15 protein-coding genes are annotated in these 19132 nt (G+C 58.8%); 5 read left to right on the top strand and 10 right to left on the bottom strand.

Annotated features, from left to right (window positions below):
- Positions 1-186: 186 nt before the first annotated feature.
- The 3 genes from ACQ4OE_RS26080 to ACQ4OE_RS26070 all read left to right on the top strand — a co-directional run bounded on the left by ACQ4OE_RS26080 (position 187) and on the right by ACQ4OE_RS26070 (position 2118).
- Entirely contained in the window at positions 187-663 is a 477-nt protein-coding gene (locus ACQ4OE_RS26080) for a hypothetical protein (protein WP_430948384.1), read from the top strand.
- A 535-nt stretch (positions 664-1198) separates the two neighbouring features.
- On the top strand, positions 1199-1501 hold the full coding sequence (locus ACQ4OE_RS26075; protein WP_430948383.1) for a hypothetical protein: 303 nt from the start codon (positions 1199-1201) through the stop codon (positions 1499-1501).
- 314 nt (positions 1502-1815) lie between these two features.
- Positions 1816-2118, top strand: coding sequence for a hypothetical protein (locus ACQ4OE_RS26070; RefSeq protein WP_430948382.1), 303 nt, complete (start codon positions 1816-1818; stop codon positions 2116-2118).
- Positions 2119-2230: 112 nt separating this feature from the next.
- Here the strand turns inward: ACQ4OE_RS26070 and ACQ4OE_RS26065 are convergent, their stop codons facing one another.
- From ACQ4OE_RS26065 to ACQ4OE_RS26030, 8 genes are all read right to left on the bottom strand, one after another.
- Complete coding sequence (locus ACQ4OE_RS26065; protein WP_430948381.1) at positions 2231-3868, bottom strand: BatD family protein; 1638 nt, start codon at positions 3866-3868, stop codon at positions 2231-2233.
- Positions 3865-5601, bottom strand: coding sequence for a tetratricopeptide repeat protein (locus tag ACQ4OE_RS26060; protein ID WP_430948380.1), 1737 nt, complete (start codon positions 5599-5601; stop codon positions 3865-3867). Before ACQ4OE_RS26060 ends, ACQ4OE_RS26065 begins: the two co-directional genes overlap by 4 nt.
- Positions 5598-6677: a vWA domain-containing protein gene (locus tag ACQ4OE_RS26055; protein ID WP_430948379.1), complete on the bottom strand. Its 1080-nt coding sequence runs from the start codon at positions 6675-6677 to the stop codon at positions 5598-5600. The genes ACQ4OE_RS26060 and ACQ4OE_RS26055 overlap by 4 nt, the downstream gene beginning before the upstream one ends.
- Positions 6670-7167, bottom strand: a complete 498-nt coding sequence (locus ACQ4OE_RS26050; RefSeq protein WP_430948378.1) for a DUF4381 domain-containing protein — start codon at positions 7165-7167, stop codon at positions 6670-6672. The genes ACQ4OE_RS26055 and ACQ4OE_RS26050 overlap by 8 nt, the downstream gene beginning before the upstream one ends.
- Positions 7164-8108, bottom strand: a complete 945-nt coding sequence (locus ACQ4OE_RS26045) for a DUF58 domain-containing protein (RefSeq protein WP_430948377.1) — start codon at positions 8106-8108, stop codon at positions 7164-7166. Before ACQ4OE_RS26045 ends, ACQ4OE_RS26050 begins: the two co-directional genes overlap by 4 nt.
- Positions 8109-8113: 5 nt before the next feature.
- The gene (locus ACQ4OE_RS26040) at positions 8114-9073 is read right to left on the bottom strand and encodes an AAA family ATPase (RefSeq protein ID WP_007913915.1); all 960 of its coding nucleotides are present in this window, start codon (positions 9071-9073) and stop codon (positions 8114-8116) included.
- 272 nt (positions 9074-9345) lie between these two features.
- The gene (locus ACQ4OE_RS26035; protein WP_122594297.1) at positions 9346-9699 is read right to left on the bottom strand and encodes a hypothetical protein; all 354 of its coding nucleotides are present in this window, start codon (positions 9697-9699) and stop codon (positions 9346-9348) included.
- A gap of 77 nt (positions 9700-9776) precedes the next feature.
- A complete protein-coding gene (locus tag ACQ4OE_RS26030; protein ID WP_430948376.1) occupies positions 9777-10334 on the bottom strand; it encodes a hypothetical protein in 558 nt (185 codons plus the stop codon).
- A gap of 384 nt (positions 10335-10718) precedes the next feature.
- Between ACQ4OE_RS26030 and ACQ4OE_RS26025 the strand changes: the two genes are divergently transcribed.
- On the top strand, positions 10719-12113 hold the full coding sequence (locus ACQ4OE_RS26025; protein ID WP_430948375.1) for a hypothetical protein: 1395 nt from the start codon (positions 10719-10721) through the stop codon (positions 12111-12113).
- 480 nt (positions 12114-12593) lie between these two features.
- Positions 12594-17489, top strand: a complete 4896-nt coding sequence (locus ACQ4OE_RS26020; RefSeq protein WP_430948374.1) for an NAD-glutamate dehydrogenase — start codon at positions 12594-12596, stop codon at positions 17487-17489.
- Between the two features lie 164 nt (positions 17490-17653).
- On the opposite strand, the gene ACQ4OE_RS26015 is transcribed toward ACQ4OE_RS26020, so the two are convergent.
- Both ACQ4OE_RS26015 and ACQ4OE_RS26010 read right to left on the bottom strand, forming a co-directional pair.
- Entirely contained in the window at positions 17654-18367 is a 714-nt protein-coding gene (locus ACQ4OE_RS26015) for an ATPase (protein ID WP_430948373.1), read from the bottom strand.
- Between the two features lie 229 nt (positions 18368-18596).
- The gene (locus ACQ4OE_RS26010; protein ID WP_430948372.1) at positions 18597-19001 is read right to left on the bottom strand and encodes a cupin domain-containing protein; all 405 of its coding nucleotides are present in this window, start codon (positions 18999-19001) and stop codon (positions 18597-18599) included.
- Positions 19002-19132: the final 131 nt, after the last annotated feature.

Below are 19132 nucleotides of genomic sequence, written 5' to 3'. Positions count from 1 at the left end.
TGATGGCCGCGAGGAAATGATGGGCGGCAAAAGAGGGGAGAGTTTACAGATTATTGCGGCGGGAGGGCTTATCCGGACGGCACGCGGCCGGGCATTTCGATGAATCCCTTCATTGACGCCCAAACAGCAGCTATCTAGTATCTGGCCATGATATTGATATCATCTCGGCTGCATGGAGCAAACGCAGTGCAACTGATCAACTCTATACCCCCGGTCATCGATACTGAACAATATGACGCCTGGAAGAAACAGTGGGCGAATCAGGAAGGCCTGGATATCCATTCTTACATCAATGATCAATGCCATCCGGAACAGATGCTGGTGTTTTCGACATTGTTCTTCCCGACGTTCGTCGTGTCTCAAGGGGGCGTTTTTCTAGAGCGAAATTTTTCAATTGAAACGTTCGCGCGCTGCTTGAGCCTGGCCTCTCACGACATGGCAAAGACTGAGCGGCTGTTGAATTATGTGAAGCTCTACGATGTATTTGGTCAATACGGAGATGGCGTATCACACAGCATATTTCTGCAATTGTGCGAGGTCATTGGGTTTGCCTGGCGCATGGTGCTGAAGGAAAAATTCCCGGACAAGTTGTTCAGTGTCGAGGTGTCGAACTCCGATGAGAATTACGGCCCGGTGATTACGTTTTATCAGGTGAAGAAATGATTGATAGTGGGTTGGCAGGCTTTCCGCCCGGAGAATACGGGCAGTGAAGATACTTTGCCCGAGGTGCGAGCAGGACCACATTGTCGGTGCCAGTATCAGGGCTACCGGGACTGAGCTATTTATATGTCCAGAGTGTGACGCCATCTGGTTTGCAATTGAGAAAGTTGGCATTGAACCTTCTATGGATTTTGGTACTTACATGAAAAGCCTGGGGCTTTCAATGCTGTGGGGCGAGTTGGACATCATTTCCGAAGAGCCTTAGGCGGTGTGAATCTGGCGTGGAGGGAGGTTCTGGAGCAATGGAAGTGGCTTCTCGAATTGCCGGATGGATCTGACGAGGTCGTGCTGAAATTGCCATAGGCCATCACTGAAACGGAAGAAAGGGGCTGAGCTTAGAATCGATAAGGATTTGATGAACAGTCGGTACGCTGTGGTGTTAGGTCGAGGAAGCTATAAATAGGACAGACCACGTTTAAGTAAACGTGGTCTGTCCCCGATTCTGGCCTCAAGCCCGAAAAATACCGGAGATAATCGAGTGATTACAGATGATCTAGAAATCGTCAAAAAAATTTTTCAGATGGTCCACGAGGGTATTGTTCACGGATACGACGCCTTCCGTTACGAGATAGAGATGGGTGAAGGGTTCATGGAAGCCGAACTGATAGTCGAAAAAGACGGAGTTGAGGTAACGGACGCTGAAGTCGATTTTGATGTCTCCGACGTGTATTTTTTGGCAAAAGATTTAAAGGCGAATGCCGTGCAGCGTGGCGAACCCTGGGAATCTTTTGTCATGTCTTATCGCGACGGTGAGCAAGTGAAGACCAAATTCAATCAGTAATTCACCCAAGTCTTTTCAAAAGCGTGACCTTATGTCCGGAACGATGGACTGCACTCGCCGTCCGTTTTTCGCATTTGAATTACTTCGTTGCCTGCGCTTCGTGGCAGCATCTCGAAGCGTATCCTCCTTCATACCGGAGGATAATGGGAGGACAGACCACGTTTAAATAAACGTGGTCTGTCCCCGGTTCTGAATTAGTTGCTTGGGATTGGGCGATTGAAGTTGACAGGATGTCGAGGCCAACTGTGTCGAGCTTTTCCGCGCACACTTAGAAGAGTGGATGATTGGAACAATCAATTTCCGGAGGTCAGAGAGTGATTGCTGAAGATTTTGAACTTGTGACAGCCCTTTTTCAGCTGGTTGAGGTCGGAATTGTTCACGGTTATGACGCCTTTCGATACCGCGTTGAATGGGGGGGGAACTATATGGAGGCAGACCTCGCCGTTGAAAAAAATGGCTCAGAAATCTGGGACGCTGAAACTGATTTCAACCATTCGAAAATCTATGCGCTTGTAGAAAAATTACACGAGCATGCAGTCGCTCGCGGTGAGCCCTGGAAGGCATTTGTTCTCTCCTATCGCGAAGGCGAACAAGTGAAAACGAAATTCGACTATTGATTCCGATTGTCTTCAGCCTTTTTTCCCTAAAGCAAAATCGAAAGATCGCAGCCTTCGGCAGCGCCTACACATACCCTCTGTAGGAACTGCCGAAGGCTGCGATCTTTTGCTTTTACTTCGGATAAAGCGGCGGCAACCCACTGTCACCCACCGGATCCTGCACACGCTCCAATGCCGGAATGGTACGGATCGCCCGCCACAAATCCTCACCCTGCCAATGCTGCCCGGTTTCGCTATACAAGGCGCCATTGAGCCCATCCAGCGCATCCGACAACGGCACAAACCGCGCCGCCATGTCTGCCAGCGTCTCCGGCTGCTGCCGCGCCCACGCATCCAGTGCCTGCCGCGTCGCCTGCGGATCATTCGCCTGGCTGGCGCGTTTGATGTCGTCCATCAGGGTGCGCGGGCTCGGCCCGGTTTGTGCGGCGCGATGGACCGCCGGTTGCCAACGCGCGCGCCACCACAGGCCGAAGCCGAGGAGGGTGGTGCAGGCGAAAATCAGTGTGCTGAGTTTCCACCACCACAACACATCGCTATCGACGGTTGTCGGTTGCAGGCTGCCGGCCGGTGTGTCGACCTGCAGGCTCGGGTTGTTGGCCACTTGCAGGGTGCGTGCCGGCAGGCTGCTGTGTTCCAGGTGGTCTTCGAAAGTGTTCCACCAGACCACATCGACGGTCGGCAAATCGATCGAACCGCTGCGACTCGGCACCAGCGCTTCGCGCTCTTCGCGGCTGCCGATCAGGCCACGGTCGCCGCTTTGATTGCTCAGCACCGGTTGATCGGGGTAGCGGCGCAAACCGTTGACGTCGGTGGCGGGCAGGGCCGGCAATTGCGAGGCGGCGAGGCCTTCGACTTTCAGCGTCAGGCTGCGGGTCAGGGAGTCGCCGACCTGGGTGTGTTCCGGTTCCGGGTTCCAGCTCTCGCTGAGGGTCAGGCTGCGCGCTGGCAGCCACGGCGCGTCGGCGGGGTAGGTCAGTGGTTTCGGTTTGACCGTCAGCGACATCTGCGCCGAGTTGACGCGCATCAGTTTGCCGGGCTTCGGCCCCTGTGCGGCGGCGTCCTGCGCCGGCTGAGTGTCGACCAGCGTGGCACTGAATGTCTGTGGCGCGATGTTCAGCAAACCGCTGTGCTGCGGATAGATCGCATAACGCATCTCGATGACGCCGTGGCGCACACCGCTGATGTCTTTTTCGTAGGTGCGGGTGTCGCCGAGCTGCTCGATGCGTGCGTCGGTGATCTGCAACGGGGTCAGGCTGCTGTCGTCGTACAGCGAAACCGAGTGATAGATACGCAGGGTCAGGATGGCCTGGGCCTGCACGTAGACGCTGGTCTGATCGAGGCTGGCTTCGATGAACACCGGGGCGAGGTTGTTCTGTTCTTCGCGAGCGTCACTCTCGACCACTTGCACGGTGATCGGCTCGCTTTGCGCGTCACCCAGTTGCAGCGGCGCAATCACCACACTGCCGGTCTCTTTCGGCAGCAGGGTGACGATCCAGCGCGTGGTCGCGCGGTTGTCGCCATTGAGCGTGTTCAACTGGTTGACCTGCCGCGTGCCGCGCACTTCGAACAGCGGCTCCAGTGGGGTCAGGTCAGGTTTGCCGAATTGGGTGACGTCGCTGGATTCGAGCGTGAGCTCGACCGTCTCGCCGGAATTGAGGCGACTGCGATCCACGCTGGCGGTCAGCTCGGCCGCCTGAGCGGTGGCCGTGCAGATCAACAGGGGCAGCAAGAGCACGGTGAAGCGGGTCATCGGTTGTTTTCCTGATCCTGATGTTGTTGCTGTTCGTACCAGAATTTGCGTCGCAGCAGTTCGCCCGGATCGTCCGGGATCTTGCCCAGCCATTGCTCCAATGCCTGACGTTGCTCGCCTTCGAGGTTGTCCTCGGTGGGGCGCAGGGTGGGCACGGTGTCGGTTTCTTCTTCCTCGTCGCTGCCCGGTATTTCATTGGGGCCCGGTTGCGGCGGTGTGGTCGGCGGTGGTTCGCTGGCCGGTTCGGCAGGCTGCGTGTCGCCCTGGGTTTCGCTTTTCACCGCGGGCGGTGGCGCAGTCGCGGGCGGCGGTTCATCGCCGGGCAGGCTTTGCTCGGTCGGTTTCTGGTCCGGGTCGGCGGGTGGCGGCGCGTTTTTCTGCTTGAGCAGGTTTTCCACCAATGCCTTGTTGGTCTGCGCCGGGCGCAGATCCGGTTGCAGTTCCAGGGCCTGTTCATAAGCGTCGATGGCCGCTTCCAGCTCACCGCTTTTCGCCAGGGCGTTGCCACGATTGTAGTGGGCGCGGGCGTCACTGCCTTCGGCAAAACGCTGGGCGGCGCCACTGTAGTCGCCGGCCTCGTACAACGCCACCCCTTGCCACTGGTGATCGTCAAAATGCTGCGCCGCTTCGGCAGGGCGCTTCTGCTTGAGCAAGTGCAAGCCTTGTTGATCGGGTCGCAGCCACAGGTCTTCGAAGTCGAAAGCGTAGCTTGGCTGCGGCAGGCAGAACAGCAACGGCAGGCAAAACAGCCAGCCGCGTCGACCGGCGCAGGCGGCGAGCAGCAACAGCGGCAACAGCAGCCAGTAACCCTGATCGGCCCAGGTGTCGAGGCGCACGGTCTGCCCGTCGTCGCGCAGGCTGCGCGGGCCGTTGAGCAGGCCGAGGGCGCCGAGGTCAGCTTCGTCGAGTCGTGCCGGGTGGTATTCGCCGCCGACGCTGTTCAGAAACGCTGCAAGGCCAGGGCTGTCGAGTTGCGGCACACGGATCGCACCTTGCTCGTCCTTGAGGAAGCTGCCGTCCTCCTGCGCAATCGGCGCACCCTCGGCGGTGCCGATGCCGAGCATCAACAGTTGCGCCGATTCACCGCTCAGCGCCCGGCGAATGCCTTGGCGCTCTTCTTCGTTCAAGGATGAGCCGATCAACAGAATCCGCCCCTGACCCAGCGCGCCCTGTTTCAGCAAGGCCAATGCTTTGCTGACGGCCAGATCGGCGCGATGGCCGCTCTCCGGCATCAGCGACGGCTTGAGCGCGTCGAGCAAGTTGCGACTGGTCGCCAGATCGTCGGACAACGGCACCAACGTGTGTGCGCTGCCGGCGTAGACGACGATCGCGGTCTGGGCATCGCTGCGCGCCTGCAACAGGTCGAACAGCTTGCGCCGCGCCTGTTCCAGACGTGTCGGCGGCGAATCGGTGGCAAGCATTTCCGGCGTCAGTTCCAGCACCACGACCAAGGGGGCGGCGGGTTTCTGGCTGGTCTGTTCGACGCGTTCCCAACTCGGCCCGAGCAGCGCCAGGATCGTCAGCAGCCACGCAGCGCCGAGGGCGATCCACGGCAGTTTGCTGTCGCGACCGTTGCCGCCGCTGAGCAGCGCGGCATGGAACGCCGGCGGCAGAATCATCTGCCAGCGTCCGGCGCGTTTCTGCCGATGCCAGAGCTGCCAGATCAGCCAGCCGAGCAGCGGCAACAGCAGCAGCCACCAGGGGCGGAACCAGTGCGGCCAGAGCGCAATCATCGGCGCCTCCGCAAGCGCAGGCGTTTCAAGCGTTCACGCCAGTCGGGCAGCGGACTTTGCAGGTACAGCTCCTTGGTGAACAGGCGTTGCAACGGGTTATCCGGCCACAATTCACGGGCGACCAGCAGCAGACTCAACCACAGCGCCAGCGCCAGAGGCCAGGGATACAAAGCCTGCGCCGGGCGCGCCTGAGTCGGTTGCTGGGTCACCGGTTCGAGTTGGTCGAGGGTGTCTTTGATCGCTTGCAGTTCTTTGCCGTCATGGGCGCGGAAATACTGGCCGCCGGTGACTTCGGCGATGGCTTTGAGCGCCGGCTCGTCGAGGTCCAGGCTCGGATTGACGCCGAGCAGGCCGGTCGAGCCGCTGTCTTCAGGGTTGGCGCCAATACCGATCGGGTAAATCTTTACGCCCTCGCTGGCCGCCAGTTTCGCCGCGGTCAGTGGGTTGATCTCGCCGCCATTGTTGGCGCCGTCGGTGACCAGAATCAGCACGCGGCTTTGTGCCGGACGCATGCGCAAGCGTTTCAGGCCCAGACCGATGGCGTCGCCGATGGCGGTGTTCTTGCCGGCAATGCCGATCCGCGCTTCGTCCAGCCAGACGCGCACGGTGCGGCGGTCAAAGGTCAGCGGTGCTTGCAGGTATGCCTGACTGCCGAAGAGGATCAGGCCGACGCGGTCGCCGTCACGGCTTTCGAGGAAGTCGCCGAGCAGGTGCTGCACCAGCGAGAGGCGGCTGACTTCTTCGTCCTGCCACTGCATGTCAGGGAAATCCATCGAGCCCGAAACATCCACCGCCACCAGCAGATCACGACCACTGGCGGCAATCGGCAACGGTTCGCCGAGCCATTGCGGGCGGGCGGCGGCGGTCAACAGCAACAACCACAGGAGCATGAATGGCGCTTGTTGGCGCCATGCCGGCAGGTTGGCACGGGCGCGACGGCGGGCAAGACCTTCGAGGTCGGAGAGGAAGCTGACTTTCAACGCCGGCTCGCCGCTGTCGGCCACCGGCAGCACAAGGCGCATCAGCCACGGCAGCGGCAACAGCAAGAAGATCCACGGCCAGGCGAACTCAAACATGTTTGCGAATCCACGTGTCGACGGCTTGGGTCAGGCCGGCGATGGCTTTGTCGTCGAGTTTGCATTCCGGTTTGTAGGCGCCTTCGACCAATACCATCCAACGCGTCAGGCCCGCCGCCGGGCAGCGGTTATCGAGGAACGCCAGCCATTTGCGGCCATTGAGCGTGTGGCTTTGGCTGTAGGGATAGTGGTTGCGGCACAAGCGCTTGAGCAGACCGTTGAGTTGTTGCAGCCAGGCGCCGGCCGGGGCGCCGTCGTAGGGCTTGGGCATTTGCGCGAGTTCCGCGAGGGCGGCGATGCGCACCGGGTCGAGCGGTTGTTCAGCGCGGACGATCGGGCGTTTTTTCATGGGAACGAAGCGGCGCAGTTTCCATACGCCGAAACCCAACAGCGGCAACAACAGAAGCAGCAGCCACCAACCCGGCGCCGGTGGCCAAAAGGCAATCGGCGGCGGCGAGATCAGCGGTTGCAATTGTTCGAGGCCGTTCATCGACCTTTCCCCGGACGCTGCGGATTGAGGAATTCGCGCATCTGCTCGACCATTTCACTCTGCGTGCTCAGCGGCATCAGCAGCACCCGCAGTTTTTGCGCTAGCAATTCCCAGCGGGCGATGCGCGCTTCGGCCTGAGCGCGGTAAGTCTGGCGCAGGTCGAAGTTCAGCGTGTCGAGTTCAAGCTGCGCGCCGCGCTCGGCAAACCTCAGCAGGCCGGCAGCGGGGAGGGCGTGATCCAGTGGATCGGAAATTGGCAGCATCAACAGGTCGCAATGGCGTGCCAGCAGGCTCAGCTGTTGCTCGGCGCTGTCGGACAACGCGCGCTCGTCGCAGATCACGATGGCCAGACTGCCCGGACGCAGCACTTCACGGGCGCGGCGCAGGGCCACGCCAAACGCATCACGATCCGGCTCACGCTCGCTGTGCAGCGATTGATTGACCTTCACCAAGCGGTTGAGCAGTTGCAGCAGGCTCTGTTTGCTGCGCCGTGGCTTGATTTCGTAGTGCTCGTTGTCGCCGAACACCAGCCCGCCAACCCGGTCGTTATGACCGAGCGCGGCCCAGCCGATCAGCGCCGCGACTTGTGCGGCCAACACCGATTTGAACATCAGCCCCGAGCCGAAAAACAACCGCGTGCTTTGCTCGACCATGATGAAAATCGGTCGTTCGCGTTCTTCATGGAACAGCTTGGTGTGCGGCTCTTGCGTGCGCGCCGTGACGCGCCAGTCGATGGTGCGCACATCGTCGCCGGCCTGATAGACCCGCACCTGATCGAAGTCGACGCCACGGCCACGGAATTTCGAGTGATGCAGGCCGATCAGCGGGCTGCGCTGACTCGGCGTGGAAAACAGCTGCACCTCGCGCACGCGGTGACGCATCTCGATCAGCTCGGCGAGGCTGATGCGGACACCCGGTTCGGACGGCAGGGGGGCGTTCATGGGGGTCAAGCGACGGCTACGACGTCGAGAATCCGCTGCACCACGCGATCCTGATCGATGCCAGCGGCTTCGGCTTCAAACGACAAAATGATGCGGTGACGCAACACGTCGAACAGCACCGCTTGAATGTCTTCCGGGCTGACGAAGTCGCGACCGGCCAGCCAGGCGTGGGCGCGGGCGCAGCGGTCGAGGGCGATCGAGCCACGCGGGCTGGCGCCGTAGGCGATCCACTCGGCCATTTCCGGGTCGAACTTGGCCGGGTTGCGCGTGGCCATGACCAGTTGCACGAGGTATTCCTCCACGGCGTCGGCCATGTACAGACCGAGGATTTCCTTGCGCGCGGCGAAGATCGCTTGCTGGCTCACGCGGCGCTCGGGTTTGGTCTCGCCGTTCAGCGCTTCGCCACGGGCCTGCTGGAGGATGCGGCGTTCGACGGCGGCGTCTGGGAAACCGATTTTCACGTGCATCAGGAAACGGTCGAGTTGCGCTTCCGGCAGCGGGTAAGTGCCTTCCTGCTCGATGGGGTTTTGCGTGGCCATCACCAGAAACAGCGGCGACAGCTCATAGGTGCTGCGGCCGACACTGACCTGGCGCTCGGCCATGGCTTCGAGCAGCGCCGACTGCACCTTGGCCGGGGCACGGTTGATTTCGTCCGCCAGCACCAGGTTGTGGAAAATCGGCCCTTGCTGGAACACGAAACTGCCGGTTTCCGGGCGGTAGATCTCGGTCCCAGTGATGTCGGCGGGCAACAGGTCAGGGGTGAACTGAATGCGATGGAACTGGGCTTCGATGCCCTCGGCGAGTTCTTTGATCGCTTTGGTCTTGGCCAGACCCGGAGCGCCCTCGACCAGCATATGGCCGTCGGCGAGCAGGGCGATGAGCAAACGCTCGATGAGTTTTTCCTGGCCGAGAATCTGCGTTGAAAGAAAGGTTCGCAGCGCCAATAGCGCTTCACGATGTTCCATCGGTGACTGTTCCTGGAAAGGGGTGGCCACGGGCGTTCGGATAACGCCGGGGCTGGGGGCGTTACTTTAATCCATCGCGGGGGGTGGCGACTAACGGCATTTTGCGCAAAGTGCGGGAAATGACTGGGGGAATTGTTGGAATTTTGTAGTGCCGGGAAAGTGCGGTGTTCTTTCGGACGTCTTCGCGAGCAGGCTCGCTCCCACATTTTGAGCGGCGTACATCCGTCAATGTGGGAGCGAGCCTGCTCGCGAAGGGGCCGGTTGAAGCACCATCAAGCCTCGTTGATGAAGGTGCCAGTCCCGTCGAGGATGTTTTTCAGGGTCTCAACCACCTCATCCATATCCACCATATCCGGGTTAAAACTGATCTCCAGCACATCATCCCCATTCAACGCATCAGCATCCGCCGCCGCGATCTCGATCTTCAGCAGCGTCGAGGTCAAGGTAACTTTCACCCCGTCCAGCGTGGAAGGCTCGCCATCCAGGGTGATTTCCAGCTCATCCTCGTCCGGATAGCGGCTCATCAGGAACATGTCGCCCTTGTCGCTGTGGCAGCAGAGCATGGCCATGTTGTCTTCTTCGTCATCGCATGGGTTGACGATGAGCAGGGCGGTGGTCATTTGCATGGGGGAATTCCTGAAGGGCAGGTCAAAAACGTAAGTTTGCCACCCCAAGGGTGTTTTGGGGCTATTGGCCCAGGATTTTATCGGGTAGCCAACCATTTCTCTATCAGGTGGCGCGGAATGTAATAGAGGCAGCGATGCACCACGAATGGGGCGACAACAAACGTAAATAAAGACAATGTTACGTTGGGTATGGAAACAAAGATGACGTTTGACCCAAACAAGTTGCCATATCTGCCTTTGCCTATTCCGAGGTCAGTGGAGGTTAGATAAAAGAACCAGACAAAAAGTGCAGGAAGCATTACACCTCCAGCCAATACGCCTAGATACCGTCTCAATGTGAGTTGTGTAAATTTCGCCGATTCGAATTTTTTCGTGAAGGCGTAATAAGTTGAAGTTGCGGCGAGTAGTGGCCCAAAAATCGCAACATAATTTGCTGTGACTTTTGAGCTGAAGGGGAATAAGGATGACCAGAATCCAATCACGCCGAATAGCTGGTCGTCCAGAAATTGATCTATAGCAATGTCCAGGCTGGACTGTGGGTGCGCCGGAAGCATCAGGTTCATGAGAAAAATTGGAGTTATGAACAATCCAAACGCTTTCCAGGGGAAAGGCTGGGCGGGCTTCTCTTTCATCATGATCTGTTGTCCACGGATCCACGGGTTAAACCAAGTTATGGCCGGTGTCGCGCAAGCCCCTGAAGTGTGTGTAGCGCTTGTCTTTCAATTGGGCAAGGAGGTCAAAGGTTTTATTTTCTCCAGGTTTTCCGGTGCCCAATCGGGTCTGATGATAGCGGCCAATGCGTCGTCTCATGACTTTTCACTTTTGTAGGGGATTTCCTGCAACTCTTTCTAAAGTCAGATAAGGAAATTTCCAAATGGGCCGTAGGATGTATTCCAGTGGCTGAATATTTCGGGTGATTGGTGTTTTCAGGCTTGTTTTCACCGCGCAGATGCAATTATTTTCGCCGTTCGAACGCAAAGGAGTGCGTAAACAAAAACTGAAAAAAAGGACCTCTTTCAATGCATCAGTATTTTGAACGCGCCGGGGAAATCGCGCACTTGTCCGAAGAGCAGATCGAGCAGGTTTACCAGCGTTATCTGGACGGGGAAAAAAGTGCCGCACTCATGGCCGAATATCAAATACCGGCCACGGTTCGCAGTTTGCTGAAAGTGTTGCCACCGATCGTCAGTCAGGATCTGAAGTGCCCGTACTGCGATTTGCCCATGTGGGTACGCCGGCACGCGCGGGGCACGCCGGTCTCGCTGCGGCATCCGTACAAGTGCGTGCGGTGCGAACACCGCTATTCTGCGTCCGCCCGTAATGGCCGACGCACAGCGTGTAATTGCCAGGCATGCTTCAAAGTTCATCAGCAACAACTGGCGGCGCAGGCCGAGCGTGATCGGCGGGAACTTGAATCACGCTACGGCACGCCGTGCCCGGCAGTGCCTTATTCGGCGCTGGGGTTTGTGCAGAAGCTGACATTGCTGGCCTTGCTCGACGATGGCAGTGGCAGCCCAATCGAATCGATCGCCCCGTTGGGCGCGCCTTCGCGCAACGAACATCTCGCACTGACCACCGAGGCCAGTGAGGAAAGGCTGAAGAGCCTGCATGAGTCCGGCGTGTTAACGGTTGCGACGAGTTCTGATATCAGGGCGTTTGATCGCACTGAGGGTTGCAGTATCAGCGACTATTCGGCGGTACGCTGGCAACCCAATGTCGCGCTTGGCGGTACTGCGCGCTGCACCCGGGAAAGTTTGTACCTGGCGCTCTATCAGGAATTGTCCGGTGACGTTCAGGCTGCGTGGAAGAGCGAGCTCTACGGATTGATCTTCGATCTGGCCCGGGAAGAGTCGCTGCAATACATCCGCGTGCTGGCCAATGAAGTCAGTTTCACGTTCACGGCCGAGGCCCGTGCTGAAACGGTGGTGGGGCAACTCTTGCAGGATTTTTCCGTGAGTCAGCTCTACTACTTCGCCCGTCTGGCGGTGAAAAATGCCGCGCACTTCTACGCCACCGGCAATTCCAAAGGACGCAATCATGCGTCCAACACCATCCCGCGCAACATGCTCGGCACCGCGCAGGATGCCCTGACGCGAAACTGGCGCAAAAATGCCCACCGCGATTCGCGGGTACCGCAATCGGCGTTGAGCCGGTTGTTGTACGACGTGGTGCTCAAGGACAGCGGCGCGGGGTTTTCCAAATCGCCGGGGATGTACTGGCGCGATGAACTGGTGCCGCAGTTCTTTTCCGCAGCGGCGTTCGACAGTGATCTGGTCGGGCATTTGAAGCTGTTTTGCCGCGAGTGCGACTCCAGCAACATCGATGCCAGCATGGACAAGTTGATCCTTAAAACCATGTGCTACGACTGCGCCACCATCAGCAAATTCAGAGCCTACGAAGAGTTGCCCGACTGATCCGCGTCAACCGCTGGCGCTGAACCCAATGCCACGCTCAGGGTCGATTAAACGTCCCTGAGCGTTTTCGTTTCCTGATATGTAGCGTCGCGCAGGCCGTTTCTGGCACGAAAGTCCCGTAAAACCGGGTACTCGGGCCGTCATTTTTCCTCATGGCTGCTAGTGTTTATCGTTGCACAGGCCTTTGTTTACGTGCCAATGACCGAATATGTCGCAGCACCGCAAGCAGACACATTGTCGCACCCTTTAAGCTGCGCAACGGATGAGCACCCGTAAAGGCATTGTCGCAAGCCTGGGCAGTCGCTTTTGCAGATGCTCATTCAATGGAAGGTGAATGTGACCTCAGTGTCTCGTCCAGCTTCACCCACCTGTCCCCCTGTTTCCTCTGCCCGAGAATCAGGAACAGGGCGACACAAGCCCCGAAAGGGGTGTTGCACGCGACGCTTTCCATCAATAACAAGCTTAAGCGGAGTACCACAGATGGCGTTCTTCACCGCAGCCAGCAAAGCCGACTTCCAGCACCAACTGCAAGCGGCACTGGCGCAGCACATCAGTGAACAGGCACTGCCACAAGTGGCGCTGTTCGCTGAACAATTCTTCGGCATCATTTCTCTGGACGAGCTGACTCAACGTCGCCTCTCCGACCTCGCTGGCTGTACTCTCTCTGCGTGGCGCCTGCTTGAGCGCTTCGATCACGCGCAACCGCAAGTGCGCGTCTACAACCCTGATTACGAGCGTCATGGCTGGCAGTCGACCCACACTGCGGTCGAAGTCCTGCACCATGACCTGCCATTCCTGGTCGACTCGGTTCGTACCGAACTGAACCGTCGCGGCTACAGCATCCACACCCTGCAAACCACCGTGCTCAGCGTGCGTCGTGGCAGCAAGGGCGAGCTGCTGGAAATCCTGCCGAAGGGCAGCACTGGCGAAGGCGTTCTGCACGAATCGCTGATGTACCTGGAAATCGACCGCTGCGCCAACGCGGCCGAACTGAATGTGCTGAGCAAAGAGCTGGAACAGGTTCTCGGTGAAGTCCGCGTCGCGGTCGCCGATTTCGAGCCGATGAAAGCCAAGGTGCAGGAACTCCTCACCAAGCTCGACAACAGCGCTTTCGCCGTCGATGCCGACGAAAAGAACGAAATCAAAAGCTTCCTGGAATGGCTGGTGGGCAACCACTTCACCTTCCTCGGCTACGAAGAATTCGTGGTCACCGATCAGGCCGATGGCGGCCACATCGAGTACGACCAGAGCTCCTTCCTCGGCCTGACCAAACTGCTGCGCACCGGCCTGACCTACGATGACCTGCGCATCGAAGACTACGCGGTGAACTACCTGCGCGAACCGACCCTGCTGTCGTTTGCCAAGGCTGCGCACCCGAGCCGTGTACACCGTCCGGCTTACCCGGATTACGTGTCGATCCGTGAAATCGACGCTGACGGCAAAGTCATCAAGGAACACCGCTTCATGGGCCTGTACACCTCGTCGGTGTATGGCGAGAGCGTGCGGGTCATCCCGTTCATCCGCCGCAAGGTCGAAGAAATCGAAACGCGCTCCGGCTTCCAGTCCAAGGCTCACTTGGGCAAGGAACTGGCGCAGGTGCTCGAAGTACTGCCGCGTGATGACCTGTTCCAGACCCCGGTCGACGAACTGTTCACCACCGTGATGTCGATCGTGCAGATCCAGGAACGCAACAAGATCCGCGTGTTCCTGCGCAAAGACCCGTACGGTCGTTTCTGCTACTGCCTGGCCTACGTGCCGCGCGATATCTACTCCACCGAAGTTCGCCAGAAGATCCAGCAAGTGCTGATGGAGCGCCTGAAGGCTTCCGACTGCGAATTCTGGACGTTCTTCTCCGAGTCGGTGCTGGCGCGTGTGCAGTTGATTCTGCGCGTCGATCCGAAAAACCGTCTCGACATCGACCCGGTGCTGCTGGAAAAAGAAGTCGTGCAAGCCTGCCGCAGCTGGCAGGACGATTACGCCGCACTGACCGTCGAGAGCTTCGGCGAAGCCCACGGCACCAACGTGCTGGCCGACTTCCCGAAAGGCTTCCCGGCTGGCTACCGCGAGCGCTTTGCAGCGCATTCGGCCGTGGTCGACATGCAGCACCTGCTGAGCCTCAACGAAAAAAATCCGTTGGTGATGAGCTTCTATCAGCCGCTCGGTCAGGTCTCCGGCCAACGCGAGCTGCATTGCAAGCTGTACCACGCCGACACCCCGCTGGCGCTGTCCGACGTCTTGCCGATTCTGGAAAACCTCGGCCTGCGCGTATTGGGTGAATTCCCGTACCGTCTGCGTCACACCAATGGCCGCGAGTTCTGGATTCACGACTTCGCGTTCACTGCCGCTGAAGGTCTGGACCTCGACATCCAGCAACTCAACGACACCCTGCAGGACGCCTTCGTCCACATCGTCCGTGGCGAAGCCGAGAACGATGCGTTCAACCGTCTGGTGCTGACCGCCGGCCTGCCATGGCGCGACGTTGCGCTGCTGCGTGCTTACGCCCGTTACCTGAAGCAGATTCGTCTGGGCTTCGACCTGGGTTACATCGCCAGCACCCTGAACAACCACACCGACATCGCTCGCGAACTGACCCGGTTGTTCAAGACCCGCTTCTATCTGGCGCGCAAGCTCAGCGATGAAGATCTGGAAGACAAGCAACAGCGTCTGGAGCAAGCGATTCTGACCGCACTGGACGATGTTCAGGTGCTCAACGAAGACCGCATCCTGCGTCGTTACCTCGACCTGATCAAAGCGACCCTGCGGACCAACTTCTATCAGACTGACGCCAACGGCCAGAACAAGTCGTACTTCAGCTTCAAGTTCAACCCGCACGCGATCCCTGAACTGCCGAAGCCAGTGCCGAAGTTCGAAATCTTCGTTTACTCGCCACGCGTTGAAGGCGTGCACCTGCGCTTCGGTAACGTTGCCCGTGGTGGTCTGCGCTGGTCCGACCGTGAAGAAGACTTCCGTACCGAAGTCCTCGGCCTGGTAAAAGCTCAGCAAGTGAAGAACTCGGTCATCGTGCCGGTGGGCGCGAAGGGCGGCTTCCTGCCGCGTCGCCTGCCACTGGGCGGCAGCCGTGACGAGATCGCGGCCGAGGGCATCGCCTGCTACCGCATCTTCATTTCCGGTCTGTTGGACATCACCGACAACCTGAAAGACGGCGCACTGGTGCCGCCATTGAACGTGGTGCGCCACGACGATGACGACCCGTACCTGGTAGTGGCAGCGGACAAGGGCACTGCAACCTTTTCCGACATCGCCAACGGCATCGCCATCGACTACGGCTTCTGGCTGGGTGACGCGTTTGCGTCGGGTGGTTCGGCCGGTTACGACCACAAGAAAATGGGCATCACCGCCAAGGGCGCGTGGGTTGGCGTACAACGTCACTTCCGCGAGCGCGGCATCAATGTTCAGGAAGACAGCATCACCGTAGTGGGCGTCGGCGACATGGCCGGTGACGTGTTCGGTAACGGCCTGTTGATGTCCGACAAGCTGCAACTGGTCGCTGCTTTCAACCATCTGCACATCTTCATCGATCCAAACCCGAACCCGGCGACCAGTTTCGTCGAGCGTCAGCGCATGTTCGACCTGCCGCGTTCGGCCTGGACCGATTACGACACCAGCATCATGTCCGAAGGTGGCGGTATCTTCTCGCGTAGCGCGAAGAGCATCGCAATCTCGCCGCAGATGCAGGAACGCTTCGACATCAAGGCTGACAAACTGACCCCGACCGAACTGCTGAACGCCTTGCTCAAGGCACCAGTGGATCTGCTGTGGAACGGCGGTATCGGCACTTACGTCAAGGCCAGCACCGAAAGCCACGCCGATGTCGGCGACAAGGCCAACGATGCACTGCGCGTGAACGGCAACGAACTGCGCTGCAAAGTCGTGGGCGAGGGCGGTAACCTCGGCATGACCCAGCTGGGTCGTGTGGAATTCGGTCTGAATGGCGGCGGTTCCAACACCGACTTCATCGACAACGCCGGCGGCGTGGACTGCTCCGACCACGAAGTAAACATCAAGATCCTGCTGAACGAAGTGGTTCAGGCCGGTGACATGACCGACAAGCAACGCAACCAGTTGCTGGCGAGCATGACCGACGAAGTCGGCAATCTGGTGCTGGGCAACAACTACAAGCAGACTCAGGCCCTGTCCCTGGCGGCACGTCGCGCTTATGCGCGCATCGCTGAGTACAAGCGTCTGATGGGCGATCTGGAAGGCCGTGGCAAGCTGGACCGTGCCATCGAGTTCCTGCCGACCGAAGAGCAGATCAACGAGCGCATTGCCGAAGGCCACGGTCTGACCCGCCCAGAGCTGTCGGTGCTGATCTCGTACAGCAAGATCGACCTCAAAGAGCAGCTGTTGGGCTCCTTGGTGCCGGACGACGACTACCTGACCCGCGACATGGAAACGGCGTTCCCGCCGACCCTGGTCAGCAAGTTCTCCGAAGCCATGCGTCGTCACCGTCTGAAGCGCGAGATCGTCAGCACCCAGATCGCCAACGATCTGGTCAACCACATGGGCATCACCTTCGTTCAACGACTCAAAGAGTCGACCGGCATGAGCCCGGCGAACGTGGCTGGCGCTTATGTGATCGTGCGCGACATCTTTCACCTCCCGCACTGGTTCCGTCAGATCGAAGCGCTGGATTATCAGGTTTCCGCTGATGTGCAACTGGAGCTGATGGACGAGCTGATGCGTCTGGGCCGTCGCGCTACGCGCTGGTTCCTGCGTGCCCGTCGCAACGAGCAGAACGCTGCCCGTGACGTCGCGCACTTCGGTCCGCACCTGAAAGAGCTGGGCCTGAAACTCGACGAACTGCTGAGCGGCGAAATCCGTGAAAACTGGCAGGCGCGTTATCAGGCTTACGTCGAAGCCGGTGTACCGGAATTGCTGGCGCGTATGGTGGCGGGCACCTCGCACCTGTACACCCTGCTGCCGATCATCGAAGCCTCCGACGTGACTGGCCAAAACCCTGCTGAAGTGGCCAAGGCCTACTTCGCCGTGGGCAGTGCGCTGGACATCACCTGGTACCTGCAACAGATCAGCGCACTGCCGGTTGAAAACAACTGGCAGGCCCTGGCCCGTGAAGCGTTCCGCGATGACGTCGATTGGCAGCAACGCGCGATCACCATCTCCGTCCTGCAACAGGGCGACGGCACTCTGGACGTGGAAGCACGCCTGGCGCTGTGGATGGAACAGCACGAAAGCATGATCTCGCGCTGGCGCGCCATGCTGGTGGAAATCCGCGCGGCAAGCGGCACGGACTACGCCATGTACGCGGTGGCCAACCGTGAACTGCTGGACCTCGCCTTGAGCGGGCAAGCGGTTGTGCCTGCTATGACTGCAAATGCCGAGCTTGAATTGGCGTAGGTAGTGGCTGAATGAGAAAGCCCCGGGATCGTTAGATGCCGGGGCTTTTTTATGCTTGAGGGTTTTGTGTTGTCTGGTCTGGCCTCTTCGCGAGCAGGCTCGCTCCCACAGTGGAATGCATTTCAAATGTGGGAGCGAGCCTGCTCGCGAAAGCGCCCTTACATTCAATACAGGTTTTTATCCTGTTTACTATCGAGCATCGACACTTTGTCCGCAGGTCTCGCGACTAAATTGCTGAGCGATTGGTCAAACTTCTGCAGCGCCCGAACTTGCACATCCTGCTGCTGATTAATATCGGCAACTATCTCTTCCGACCGCTTGAAGTCCGCCCACACCGGCGTCAGTTCTCTTGCCTCGGAGCCTTTCGCCGTACCGATATAGTTCAACTGCGCATCATAGAAATCGGCACTGACATCAGCCTTGATATCGGAACTGCGCGAAGTGATCAACTGGCTGTGGGTGTCGACGATCGCTGCGACATCCGGTTTGGCCGCGCGCAGGCTTTGCATATCCGGGTAGACCGTCACCGAGCCGAACTGGCGTTGCAGCGAGGCATTCACCCATTCCACGGCCATGTCCGGTTTCGAGCTGGCGACGTAGGCGTCGTGGATCGGCTGCACCAGCAGACTCTGGCCGAAACCGGTGCCGGCGTTGGCCTGATAGTCGCGCAGATATTCACGGTTGTTCTGGGTGCTCGGGCTGTAGACCACGCCGAGCGATACGGCGGGACCGCTTTTTACCTGAGTGGCGCTACTGCGACCGGTTGGATGCGGCAGCAAAGTATCGAGAGATGAGACTGCTTTCGGTGCCGTAGGGACCGAGCACGCGGACAAGGTTAAAACTGATATAGCCAAGACGGTGGCAAACGCAAGTTTCATGGTGTTTCTCCCGTGAAACAACATCAGTCGGAAAGTTTCAAGTTGTCATCGTTAATGACAGTTAATTCAGACTAACCCCGTCACGCTGTAAATAACCTGACAATTTGCTGTCTGGTTTTGTGCTGGATAGTTTTATTTGCTGTAACCCGATCTGGTTAATTGCATCGGGATATAAAAAAGCGCAAATCGTCGATTTGCGCTTTTTTATTTATGGCTGGCTAAACAACCATCAGTTTTTCAGCGGGATCAACACTTGCTCATCGGGCGACAGCACCATGAACACCAGCAACTTGGCCGGTTTGGTTTGGCTGGCGTTTTTCGAGACCAGATGCTCGGAACCTGCCGGTTCGTACCAGAACTGACCCTTCTTGTAGGTGATCGCCTGTTCGCCTTTGACCTGAGAGATCACTTCGCCTTCGAGCACGTAAGCCATCGCAGTGCCGTCGTGTTTGTGGGCGATGGAGGATTGGCCGGGTTGGTAGTCGACCTCGATCATCATGGCTTTTTTGCCGGGGGCGTTTTTCAGCATTTGGTCCTGGAGGACGGTGATTTTTTCTGACGGATCGTGGGCGAAAGCGGCTGGGGTGCAGAGGCTGAAGGTGAGGGCGGCGGCGAGCAAGGGCAGGGCTTTCATGGCGGGTTACCTGTGATGATTGGGGGTGCAATCACACTAGTCCGCGGGGCGGGGCATTCAAACGGCCAATATTCGGGAAGATCAGGTGACCAATCGGCGGTGAGTCACGAAGGCAGTCGGTGTAGCGCAAA

The organism is Pseudomonas sp. WC2 (assembly GCF_050586545.1).
Classification (GTDB): domain Bacteria; phylum Pseudomonadota; class Gammaproteobacteria; order Pseudomonadales; family Pseudomonadaceae; genus Aquipseudomonas.
This window is presented reverse-complemented; position numbering and strand designations above follow the sequence as displayed.

What these genes read in the sequence shown, in the direction of transcription:
- ACQ4OE_RS26045 (WP_430948377.1), bottom strand. Translation starts at nt 8,108, where the DNA reads ATGAACGCCCCCCTGCCGTCCGAACCGGGTGTCCGCATCAGCCTCGCC.
- ACQ4OE_RS26030 (WP_430948376.1), bottom strand. Translation starts at nt 10,334, where the DNA reads ATGATGAAAGAGAAGCCCGCCCAGCCTTTCCCCTGGAAAGCGTTTGGA.
- ACQ4OE_RS26025 (WP_430948375.1), top strand. Translation starts at nt 10,719, where the DNA reads ATGCATCAGTATTTTGAACGCGCCGGGGAAATCGCGCACTTGTCCGAA.
- ACQ4OE_RS26065 (WP_430948381.1), bottom strand. Translation starts at nt 3,868, where the DNA reads ATGACCCGCTTCACCGTGCTCTTGCTGCCCCTGTTGATCTGCACGGCC.
- ACQ4OE_RS26035 (WP_122594297.1), bottom strand. Translation starts at nt 9,699, where the DNA reads ATGCAAATGACCACCGCCCTGCTCATCGTCAACCCATGCGATGACGAA.
- ACQ4OE_RS26020 (WP_430948374.1), top strand. Translation starts at nt 12,594, where the DNA reads ATGGCGTTCTTCACCGCAGCCAGCAAAGCCGACTTCCAGCACCAACTG.
- ACQ4OE_RS26040 (WP_007913915.1), bottom strand. Translation starts at nt 9,073, where the DNA reads ATGGAACATCGTGAAGCGCTATTGGCGCTGCGAACCTTTCTTTCAACG.
- ACQ4OE_RS26055 (WP_430948379.1), bottom strand. Translation starts at nt 6,677, where the DNA reads ATGTTTGAGTTCGCCTGGCCGTGGATCTTCTTGCTGTTGCCGCTGCCG.
- ACQ4OE_RS26015 (WP_430948373.1), bottom strand. Translation starts at nt 18,367, where the DNA reads ATGAAACTTGCGTTTGCCACCGTCTTGGCTATATCAGTTTTAACCTTG.
- ACQ4OE_RS26060 (WP_430948380.1), bottom strand. Translation starts at nt 5,601, where the DNA reads ATGATTGCGCTCTGGCCGCACTGGTTCCGCCCCTGGTGGCTGCTGCTG.
- ACQ4OE_RS26010 (WP_430948372.1), bottom strand. Translation starts at nt 19,001, where the DNA reads ATGAAAGCCCTGCCCTTGCTCGCCGCCGCCCTCACCTTCAGCCTCTGC.
- ACQ4OE_RS26050 (WP_430948378.1), bottom strand. Translation starts at nt 7,167, where the DNA reads ATGAACGGCCTCGAACAATTGCAACCGCTGATCTCGCCGCCGCCGATT.